The organism is Halomonas sp. A3H3, assembly GCF_000982975.1.
Classification (GTDB): domain Bacteria; phylum Pseudomonadota; class Gammaproteobacteria; order Pseudomonadales; family Halomonadaceae; genus Vreelandella; species Vreelandella titanicae.
This window is the reverse complement of sequence record NZ_HG423343.1, coordinates 1,346,891-1,356,522: the sequence shown is the minus strand read 5'-3', so window position 1 is coordinate 1,356,522 and position 9,632 is coordinate 1,346,891. Positions and strand designations below refer to the sequence as shown.

At 56.3% G+C, this 9,632-nt stretch carries 10 protein-coding genes; 3 read left to right on the top strand and 7 right to left on the bottom strand.

Going from position 1 to position 9,632, the window contains the following annotated elements; genetic code table 11:
- The coding region (locus tag HALA3H3_RS05870) for a DNA/RNA nuclease SfsA (RefSeq protein WP_199105054.1) at positions 1-379 on the top strand (379 nt) is incomplete at its 5' end.
- Positions 380-539: 160 nt separating this feature from the next.
- Here the strand turns inward: HALA3H3_RS05870 and HALA3H3_RS05865 are convergent.
- From HALA3H3_RS05865 to HALA3H3_RS05840, 6 genes are all read right to left on the bottom strand, one after another.
- Positions 540-989: a DUF4426 domain-containing protein gene (locus HALA3H3_RS05865; RefSeq protein WP_022520688.1), complete on the bottom strand. Its 450-nt coding sequence runs from the start codon at positions 987-989 to the stop codon at positions 540-542.
- A 39-nt stretch (positions 990-1,028) separates the two neighbouring features.
- Entirely contained in the window at positions 1,029-1,622 is a 594-nt protein-coding gene (metW, locus tag HALA3H3_RS05860) for a methionine biosynthesis protein MetW (RefSeq protein ID WP_027958266.1), read from the bottom strand.
- On the bottom strand, positions 1,622-2,848 hold the full coding sequence (metX, locus tag HALA3H3_RS05855) for a homoserine O-succinyltransferase MetX (RefSeq protein ID WP_009287944.1): 1,227 nt from the start codon (positions 2,846-2,848) through the stop codon (positions 1,622-1,624). Before metX ends, metW begins: the two co-directional genes overlap by 1 nt.
- Before the next feature lie 217 nt (positions 2,849-3,065).
- Positions 3,066-3,659, bottom strand: coding sequence for a YggT family protein (locus HALA3H3_RS05850; protein WP_009287945.1), 594 nt, complete (start codon positions 3,657-3,659; stop codon positions 3,066-3,068).
- 55 nt (positions 3,660-3,714) lie between these two features.
- Complete coding sequence (gene proC / locus HALA3H3_RS05845; protein ID WP_022520687.1) at positions 3,715-4,539, bottom strand: pyrroline-5-carboxylate reductase; 825 nt, start codon at positions 4,537-4,539, stop codon at positions 3,715-3,717.
- 55 nt (positions 4,540-4,594) lie between these two features.
- A complete protein-coding gene (locus HALA3H3_RS05840) occupies positions 4,595-5,311 on the bottom strand; it encodes a YggS family pyridoxal phosphate-dependent enzyme (RefSeq protein WP_022520686.1) in 717 nt (238 codons plus the stop codon).
- Positions 5,312-5,343: 32 nt separating this feature from the next.
- On the opposite strand from HALA3H3_RS05840, the gene HALA3H3_RS05835 reads away from it, so the two are divergent.
- Positions 5,344-6,387 (top strand): type IV pilus twitching motility protein PilT, encoded by a 1,044-nt coding sequence (locus tag HALA3H3_RS05835; RefSeq protein WP_022520685.1) that lies wholly within the window; start codon positions 5,344-5,346, stop codon positions 6,385-6,387.
- A gap of 65 nt (positions 6,388-6,452) precedes the next feature.
- On the opposite strand, the gene HALA3H3_RS05830 is transcribed toward HALA3H3_RS05835, so the two are convergent.
- A complete protein-coding gene (locus HALA3H3_RS05830) occupies positions 6,453-7,592 on the bottom strand; it encodes an anhydro-N-acetylmuramic acid kinase (RefSeq protein ID WP_022520684.1) in 1,140 nt (379 codons plus the stop codon).
- 145 nt (positions 7,593-7,737) lie between these two features.
- Between HALA3H3_RS05830 and tyrS the strand changes: the two genes are divergently transcribed.
- Positions 7,738-8,937 carry a tyrosine--tRNA ligase gene (tyrS, locus tag HALA3H3_RS05825; protein WP_009287950.1) on the top strand — a complete coding sequence of 400 codons (1,200 nt, stop codon included), beginning with the start codon at positions 7,738-7,740 and terminating at the stop codon, positions 8,935-8,937.
- Positions 8,938-9,632: the final 695 nt, after the last annotated feature.

Here is a 9,632-nt window from a genome sequence, read left to right as displayed (position 1 = left end):
GGCCGACGCCCGCCTCGATTTTAGGCTGGATGACCCAGAGCGGGGGCGGGCGTATATCGAGGTGAAGCAGGTCACCCTCAAAGAGCAGGACGGCCACGGCTACTTTCCGGACTCGGTGAGCGTGCGCGGTACCAAGCATCTGCATTCGCTGCGAGTGCTGACAGAGCAGGGCGAACGGGCGGTGCTGCTGTTTTGTGTCGCCCATGAAGGTATTGCCGATGTGGCCGCCGCAGCCCATATCGACGCGACTTACGCGGCAGCCCTAGCGGAGGCCTCAGCCAGCGGGGTGGAAGTGCTGGCCTATGGTATTGAGGTGGTGCGGGAGCAACAGCGTCCCATTGGAGTGCGGTTAACCCGTAGCCTGCCTGTACGGCTGTAGATAGAGCAAGCTTTGCATACGTTGGCCTATGACCAGCGGCCGTGGGTAGTTGTAAGCAAGGGTCTTTCGCCATGGATGGCGAAAGTAGCGCCCAAGGATGGGTTTACAGCGCCCTTGCGTCAATCTACCTACGGCATGTCGAGAGCTATACAGGATTGACTTAGCGATCAATATAAAAACGCTGAATAAAGTTCACCGGTTCGGGGGCGGCGTTGCGGTCGTAGCGCACGCTTAGCTCAAAGCGCATGTTCTCATCGTCGAGTAGGGTAAAAGGCGCCAGGTGGTAGGTGGCATCGCCGTCGTGCACGGTGCGAAAGCTGAGCGACTCCTGGGCGCCTGTCAAGCCGCTTACGTGGCCCTGTACGCTGGCGTTAACGGGGCGGGTACTGCCATCCTCCTGGCGCTCGCGAACGCTTACATTAACCAGGCCGCGGTTGGCGCTGCGCTGGAGGTTGTTCGCTTGGGCCACTTCCGGAGTCAAAAAGCTGCTGTTCACCGCGCTGTAGTGAATCTCGTAATCGCCCACGCTGACGAACTGCTCAGCGTGGGCCCCAGCGGCGGCGAAGAGCATGCCGACAAGGGCGGCACTCATCATTAATCTGCGTAACATGGCGTGGCTCCTCGGATTGAGTTTAAGCGCGATGAATATCTAGCGGCGACGAACGCGGAAAATGGCAATTTCACCAAATAGATTGGGCCATAGCCGCGATTTCCAGTGGCCTTGATGATCCCCTACACCCACCGCGCGATCAACAATCATCAAGCCTTTCTCGCGGCACAGGTGCTCAAAGTCGTTGAACGTTGAGAGATGGATGTTGGGCGTGTCGTACCAGGCGTGGGGCAGCGATTTGGATACCGGCATATAGCCGCGCAGACCCAAATGAACACGGTGACGCCAGTAGGCGAAGTTGGGGAAAGTGATGATGCCCTCTTCGGCGACACGCAGCATTTCATCGAGCATCTTGTCCGGACGGCGCAGCGCCTGAAGCGCCTGGGTCATGATTACCTGGTCATAACTGTTATCGCAGAAGCTGCTTAAACCGTCATCCAGGTTGTGCTCAATCACGCTGACGCCCCGGGCGACGCAGGCATTAATGCCGTCATGGTCGATCTCTAAGCCATAGCCAGTCACGCCTTTATTGTTCGCCAGGGTCTCAAGCAGCTCGCCGTCGCCACAGGCGAGGTCGAGCACGTGCGCCCCTTCGGGCACCCAGTCATAAATCAGTTCAAGATCGGCGCGCATCATGGCGTCTCCTCTGAGCTCGTTGCATCTTCGCTTGCTTCATCTTTACCCACTTCGGCGAGGTTAAGCTCGCCGGCAGCGCGGTTCATAAAAGCGCTGAAGATGGCGTCGTAGCGCGGCTCTGAGAGTAAGAAAGCATCGTGCCCATGGGGCGAGTCGATGTTGGCGTAGCTAACCGCTTTGCCCGCACGAATGAGTGCATCGACCAGCTCGCGGGAGCGCGAGGGCGGAAAGCGCCAGTCGGTGGTAAAGCTAACAATCAAAAACGGGCACTGCGCTGGGGCCAGGGCTTTGGCTAAGTCGCCCCCTTGGGTCGCGGACGGGTCAAAGTAGTCCAGCGCTTTGGTCATCAGCAGGTAAGTATTGGCATCAAAGGCGGTGGAGAAAGTGTCGCCCTGATAGCGCAAGTAGGACTCCACCTGAAACTCAACGTCAAAGCCGAAGTTAAGGTCGTCGCTACGCAAATCGCGGCCAAACTTGCTGCCCATGGCGTCTTCTGACAGGTAGGTGATATGGCCTACCATACGGGCCAGCTTTAGCCCGCGTTTGGGCACGGTGTCGTGCTCGGCATACCAACCGTCAAAAAACTCCGGATCAGAGCGAATTGCCTGACGGGCTACTTCGTTAAAAGCGATATTTTGCGCCGAGAGTCGAGGCGTGGCGGCAATCACCACCGCGTTAGCCACCCGTTCCGGGTAGGTCATTGTCCACTGCATCACCTGCATGCCGCCCAAGCTGCCGCCCACCGCGGCGGCCCAGCGCTCAATCCCCAGGTGGTCGGCAAGCCGCGCCTGGCTGGCCACCCAATCGCTCACCGTGACCATGGGGAACTCAGGCCCCCACTGGCGGCCGGTGTCGGGGTTATGACTGACCGGCCCGGTGCTGCCATGGCAGCCCCCCAGGTTATTGAGTGACACAACAAAAAAGCGGTTGGTGTCGATCGCTTTGCCGGGGCCAATATGGGCATCCCACCAGCCGGGCTTGCGGTCTTCTTCGCTGTGGTAGCCCGCGGCGTGGTGGTGACCCGAGAGCGCGTGGCAAATCAGTACCGCGTTACTGCGATCGGCATTCAATGTGCCGTAGGTTTCGTAAATCAGCTCGTAGGCAGGCAGCACTTTGCCGCAGGCGAGAGCGAGCGGCGTGTCGAAGCGTGCCACGTGCGGGGTGACCACGCCGACGGAGCCCGCCGGTCGGTCTGCAAATGCAAGCGTATCTGAGTCAGGCATTGAAGGCGCTAGTCCTGCTGAAAGAGGGCGACTGAAGTAGATCCTGTAAACCTCTGATTAACTATTGCGCTTGCCCATACGGCGTTAAAAATCGCCTCAAAATGCTCATTTACAACCTGTAAATTCCGCTTTTTCGTTGATTTTTGCCTTGTCTGGCCTGCACTCATTACGTTAATCAGAGGCTTCCTTGCTAAGAATACGGAGATGGCAGTTGCCATCACAGCCCGACCAGCGCGCCGGAAATGCCCGCCGCACGAATCAGGGCGCCGACCACCAAACCATCGATCAGGTTAATGGCGATAAACACCACGATAGGCGATAGATCGATCATGCCCAGCGGAGGAATCACTTTGCGTACCGGGGCCATAATCGGCTCTACCAACTGCATAACCAGCAGCGCACCTGGATGGCTGGCGTTGGGCGCTACCCAGCTCAAAATAATCATCACAATCAGGGCGAAGAAGTAGATTTTTAAAATTGCATTCGCCAAGGCGGCCGCACCGGCAATCAGCAGTCCAGCAATGGGTGGCATGCCAACGCCAATCACCATAAAAATGGCGATGATGCTAGCCACTTTCAATACAAAGCCTGCTGCTAAGGTGGCGAGGTCGAAGCGGCCAGCCACAGGGCCTAAAAAGCCTTGAAATAGCCCCACTACCGGCTGGGTGATTTTGACCACCGATTGGCTTAACGGGTTGTAGTAATCCGCCCGCGACGCTTGCAGCAGGAAGCGCAGCATGAGTAAAAAGAGGTAAATATTGATGAGGGTATTTACCAGCATTAACCCTGCACTGCCCAATTCATTGCCCATTATTATGTCTCCTTGATGATCCGGTAGCTTAGGCTGTGTTAGCCGAATGGCTGCATTAGCTGCCGCTTAGTTCCTTGGCCATTGCCTGGGCGCGGTCGGCGCAGGCCTGCATGGCGTCGGCAATCGTGGTGCGCAATTGTGCCTCTTCCATATGTTGAATGGCACGTTCGGTGGTGCCGCCCGGCGACATAACGTTCTGTTTCAGCGTGGCCGGGTCTTTATCACTCTGCTGCGCCATGGTGGCCGCACCCAGCGCGGTTTGAATAGCCAGGCGGCGCGCGGTGGCGGCAGGTAGGCCGAGTTTAACCGCGGCTTCTTCCATGGCTTCGAACATCAGAAAGAAGTAGGCCGGGGCGCTACCAGAAACAGCGGTGACTGCGTCTAACAGGGCTTCTTCTTCCACCCACTCCACAATGCCGACCGCTTCCATTAACTGGGTGGCCACGTCACGCTGGGCATCGCTGACGTTGGCATTGGCGTAGAGGCCGCTGGCGCCATAACCGACCAACGAGGGCGTATTGGGCATGCAGCGTACCATGGCATTCTGGCCGCCTAGCCACTGGTCGATCGTGCCGGCATCCAGGCCGGCAGCAATCGAGATAACCAACGGCTGCTGGCGCTGAACGCTGTCGCGCAACGCTTCGCATACGTTGCGCATGATTTGTGGCTTCACCGCGAGTACCACCACATCGGCCTCAGCCACCGCCGCATTGTTGTCGGTGTCTGTATTGATGCCTAAGCGTTGTTTAATCGATGTCAGTTCGCTGTCATTCGGCGCGGTGGCCGTAATAGTAGAAGGCGCGACGCCGCTGTCGATTAGGCCGCCGATAATGGCGCTGGCCATATTGCCGGCCCCAATGAAGGTAATCTTATTCGCCATGGTAGGTGTCCCTTAAGTAAAAGTGTTCTACGTAAAAAAGTGGGCTACTTTTCGTCTAAGCCGATGGGCGAGCGCCGAAAATTGCAGTGCCCAAACGCACCAGCGTGGCGCCTTCCAGCACCGCTGCTTCTAAATCGTCGCTCATGCCCATCGAGAGCGTATCAAGGGGCGCGTCTGGCAAGCTGCTTTGTAAGGCGGTAAAAGCTTCGCGTAGTGCTGCCAAAGGCTGGCGCTGAGCACTTATATCCTCTGTTGGAGCGGGGATCGCCATTAAACCGCGCAGGCGCAGATTAGGCAGCGTGGCGACTTCTTTGGCCAATTCCTCTAGCTCCTCGGGCAGCACACCAGCTTTGCTCTCTTCTCGGCTGATATTAACCTGCAGGCAGATATTGAGCGGCGCAAGGTGCGTTGGGCGCTGCTCGTTAAGGCGTTTGGCAATTTTTAGCCGATCGACGCTGTGTACCCAGTCAAAGTGCTCGGCCACAGAGCGGGTTTTGTTGGACTGCAGGGGGCCAATGAAATGCCATACAATGCCGTCAAGATCAGTAAGTTCGGCCTGCTTTTCCAGCGCTTCTTGCAAATAGTTTTCACCAAATTCACGCTGACCCAACTGCCAAACCTGACGAATCATCGCCGCAGGCTTGGTTTTGCTGACGGCCAGTAGCTTGGCTGCACCCTGGGCGCGCCCCGCGTTTTCTAATGCATTATGCAGGCGTTCAAGCGCCTGAGCGTATGAATGGCCGAGTGACTCGTTAAGCGCGATGTCTGTCATACTCAAGCACCTTACCGCAGCTGGGAAGAGAGATGGATATTACCGAACTGCTAGCATTCTCGGCAAAGCAGAATGCCTCTGACTTGCACCTTTCGGCCGGTTTGCCGCCCATGATACGTGTTGATGGCGATATTCGTCGGCTCAATGTGCCCGCTATCGATAATAACGATGTGCGTAAATTGATCTACGCCATCATGAATGATCGTCAGCGGCGCGACTACGAAGAGCACCTGGAAATTGATTTTTCCTTTGAAGTGCCGGGGATCGCCCGCTTTCGTGTTAACGCCTTTACTCAAGCTCGCGGGGCGGGGGCGGTGTTTCGCACCATTCCCAATCAAGTACTTTCCATACAAACCCTTGGGCTCGGTGAGGTGTTCGAGCGCCTGGCGATGTTACCGCGGGGCCTGGTGCTGGTGACTGGGCCAACGGGGTCGGGCAAAAGCACCACGCTGGCCGCCATGATCGATTACATTAACGATCATCGTTACGAGCACATTCTCACCATTGAAGACCCCGTCGAGTTTGTCCACGTTAGCAAGCGCTGTTTGATTAACCAACGCGAAGTGCATCGCGACACCCATAGCTTTGCCGATGCGTTGCGTAGCGCGCTGCGTGAAGACCCGGATGTGATCCTGGTCGGCGAGCTGCGTGATCTGGAGACTATCCGCTTAGCACTGACCGCTGCTGAAACTGGTCATCTGGTGCTGGGAACGCTGCATACCACCTCTGCCGTCAAGACAATCGACCGGATCATCGATGTTTTTCCCAGCGAAGAGAAAGCCATGGTGCGCTCCATGCTTTCGGAATCGCTCCAGGCAGTGGTGTCGCAATCGCTGCTTAAACGTCAGGGCGGCGGGCGCGTAGCGGCCCACGAAATCCTCATGGCCACTTCCGCAGTGCGCAACTTGATCCGCGAAGACAAAGTGGCGCAGATGTACTCAGCCATTCAAACCGGTGGCAGCCTGGGTATGCAAACCCTGGATGCCGCGCTGTCTCGGTTAGTCAATGAGGGCGTTGTAAGCATAGAGGAAGCCCAGGCTCAGGCTAAAGGCACTCTCGCCGCAAAAGCTGAATAATTTAAGCCTTGTGACGTACCCACTGCTTTTCTTTGAGGTCTAGGGGCGTATTCAAACAATGAGTATTAGGGGGCATAGATTCCGCCCAATACCCGGGGGCCCTGCGCGCCGGTGACTGAGGGCAAGTTGCCTGGCAGGTGGTGCAGACGCTGGTGCGCCAACCAGGCAAAGGCGCCCGCTTCAACCCAGTCTTCAGGCCAGCCGTACGCCGCTGGCGAAGTGAGCGTGGCGCGAGGGAGATGATAGGCAAGGCGCTGCATCAAATAGGCGTTGTGGGCGCCGCCGCCAGCGGTGATCAGCGTCAGCGGGCCACTACCGATCCGCAGTTGTTCAATGCCGTGAGCGACACTGACGGCGGTGAGTTCAGCCAGCGTCGCCTGAACATCGGCGGCGGCTTCCTGGCCGCTAAGATGTTTTCGTAGCCAATCCAGATGAAACAGCTCACGCCCTGTGCTTCTCGGCGGTGGTTGCTGGAAAAACGGTTCTGATAACAACCGAGCTAACAGCGCTTCATCTATCTTTCCACTAGCGGCCCAGTCGCCGTCCTGGTCAAAGCGGCCGCCCTGGTGCAAGGCAAACCAGCCATCCAGTAAAACATTCGCGGGGCCGGTATCAAATCCGATCACTGGATCGGTCGGCTGGCTAGAAAGCCAGGTGAGGTTGGCAAAGCCGCCTAAATTAAGTACCAGCTGATGCGCGTCTGCTCGCCCAAATAGTGCCTGATGAAAGGCCGGTGCCAGCGGTGCCGCTTGACCGCCTGCGGCTAAGTCTCTGCGACGAAAATCGGCGACCACCGTGCAGCCGGTGAGTTCTGCCAGCAAGCTTGGATTATCCAACTGCAGTGTATACGCCGGGCCGTCGCTGTGGCCTGCGGGGGCATGCTCAATGGTTTGGCCGTGACTGCCGATAGCACTGATCTGTTCTATATCCACTGAAAGGGGTGCTAATAAGTGCTGCACGGCTTGGGCCTGGCATTGGCAGAACGCGTGTTCCGCTGCTGCGAGCTGCGCAAAACTGACCTGCTCTGCATGGCACAGCTTAAACAGTAGGCGATGAAGCTCGTCCGGCATCGGTTCGGCATGGGTTGCCAACAGGTGCGGCGGCGAATCACCTTCGATGGCGATAAGTGCTGCATCGATACCGTCCAGACTAGTGCCGGACATCAGGCCGATATAGTAAAGCGGCGTAGCGGTAGGCGTTTTCATAATCGAACTCGTACAAAGCTGGGCTGAGACTAAACCAGGGTCAGCGCTAAACCAAGGCTCAACCAAGGCGAGCGAGCATGGTAACATCGTCGGCTATTTATCACCTGAGCCCGGTAAGGGCGGTTCTTTATAGTGGAGAGAGGCAATGAGTGAGGTGGATCAGGCTTTAGCGCTGCTGTCGCGGGGTACGCATGAAATCCTGGTAGAGGATGAGCTAAAACAGAAGCTGGCTTCAGGCCGCAAACTGCGTATCAAAGCGGGTTTTGATCCCACGGCCCCTGACTTACACCTGGGGCACAGCGTATTGCTGACCAAAATGCGCCAGTTTCAGGATTTGGGGCACACGGTTATCTTTTTGATCGGTGACTTTACCGGGCGTATTGGTGACCCTACCGGTAAGAACGTGACGCGCAAACCGCTCACTGAAGAGGATGTGAAAGCCAACGCCGAAACCTATAAAGAGCAAGTGTTTAAAATCCTCGACCCTGAAAAGACCGAGGTACGTTTTAACGCCGAATGGTTTGGCGAGCTCTCCGCTGCCAAAATGATTGAGCTGGCTGCCCAAAGCACCGTCGCCCGTATGCTGGAACGGGATGACTTTGAAAAGCGCTATAAAGCCAATCAGTCCATTGCCATTCACGAATTTCTCTACCCGCTGGTACAGGGCTACGACTCGGTAGCGCTTGAGGCGGACGTGGAGCTGGGCGGCACTGACCAGAAGTTCAACCTGCTGATGGGGCGCGAAATTCAAAAACACTTCGGCCAGGAGCCCCAGGTGGTCATTACCATGCCGCTGTTGGAAGGGTTAGACGGCGTGCAGAAGATGTCGAAGTCCCTGGGCAACTACATTGGTGTCGATGAAGCGCCGGGCTCCATGTTCAATAAGCTGGTCTCCATGCCGGATAGCTTGATGTGGCGCTATTTTGAGCTGCTCTCTTTGAAATCGAACGAAGAGATTGACGCGCTCAAGCAGAGCGTTGAGCAGGGCGCGAACCCGCGGGATATCAAAATGGAGCTGGCCCGTGAGCTAATTGCCCGCTACCACGGCGATGAAGCAGCCGCCAGTGCGCACAAGTCAGCGGGTAATCAACTGGCTGATGGCGAGCTGCCAGAAGATCTGCCGGAAGTCACGGTCGATTTTGAGGGCAGTGAGCAAGCACCTATTGCAGCAGTGCTTAATAGAGCTGAGCTTGCGAATAACAGTGCCCAAGCCAAAGACATGCTGGGTAATGGCCGAGTTAAAGTCGACGGCGACGTCGTTGCCAAAGACACTATGCTGGCGACAGGTAAGAGCTATGTTATTCAAGCTGGTAAGAAACGTTACGCTCGTGTGACGCTTATTTGAACTTTCTGTCAAAAAGCCCTTGCCAACCCGTCAGCGAATCCGTAAAGTACGCATCCGCTGCCGGGGACGCCAAGCGTTACCAGCGGTGAATGAAGTGTAAAAGCTTCGGTTTGTCAGGTAGTTAGTGCTTTTACGAAAGCCAGCGGTTTTGGATGTGGTCAGGTTTGCATCGAAAACAACGCCCTTGACAACCACCAGGAAATGCGTAGAATATGCCTTCCTCGCTGAGGCAAGCCAGTTCAACGGCAAGTCGAGTGGCCCAGTTGGTTTATTAGCTAGCCACCACAGCGAAACAGCTCTTTAACAATTTGATCAGGTAATTCATGTGGGCGCTTGCTGACGTTGGTGACAAATCACCCAATATCAAGGCAAGCGACTCAAGCAATTAAGGTTTTAAAGGATTCGTCCTTTGATATCTGTTTTGAATGAATTCGTTTGAACCTTGAGCCAAGTTTGATCCGCTTTTGTTGCCCTCGGGTGACATGTAAGGATCACATAGATCTTAAACTGAAGAGTTTGATCATGGCTCAGATTGAACGCTGGCGGCAGGCCTAACACATGCAAGTCGAGCGGTAACAGGGGTAGCTTGCTACCCGCTGACGAGCGGCGGACGGGTGAGTAATGCATAGGAATCTGCCCGATAGTGGGGGATAACCTGGGGAAACCCAGGCTAATACCGCATACGTCCTACGGGA

Coding starts and splice junctions, on each gene's coding strand:
- HALA3H3_RS05865 (WP_022520688.1), bottom strand. CDS start 989: ATGTTACGCAGATTAATGATGAGTGCCGCCCTTGTCGGCATGCTCTTC.
- metW (WP_027958266.1), bottom strand. CDS start 1,622: ATGCGCGCCGATCTTGAACTGATTTATGACTGGGTGCCCGAAGGGGCG.
- metX (WP_009287944.1), bottom strand. CDS start 2,848: ATGCCTGACTCAGATACGCTTGCATTTGCAGACCGACCGGCGGGCTCC.
- HALA3H3_RS05850 (WP_009287945.1), bottom strand. CDS start 3,659: ATGGGCAATGAATTGGGCAGTGCAGGGTTAATGCTGGTAAATACCCTC.
- proC (WP_022520687.1), bottom strand. CDS start 4,539: ATGGCGAATAAGATTACCTTCATTGGGGCCGGCAATATGGCCAGCGCC.
- HALA3H3_RS05840 (WP_022520686.1), bottom strand. CDS start 5,311: ATGACAGACATCGCGCTTAACGAGTCACTCGGCCATTCATACGCTCAG.
- HALA3H3_RS05835 (WP_022520685.1), top strand. CDS start 5,344: ATGGATATTACCGAACTGCTAGCATTCTCGGCAAAGCAGAATGCCTCT.
- HALA3H3_RS05830 (WP_022520684.1), bottom strand. CDS start 7,592: ATGAAAACGCCTACCGCTACGCCGCTTTACTATATCGGCCTGATGTCC.
- tyrS (WP_009287950.1), top strand. CDS start 7,738: ATGAGTGAGGTGGATCAGGCTTTAGCGCTGCTGTCGCGGGGTACGCAT.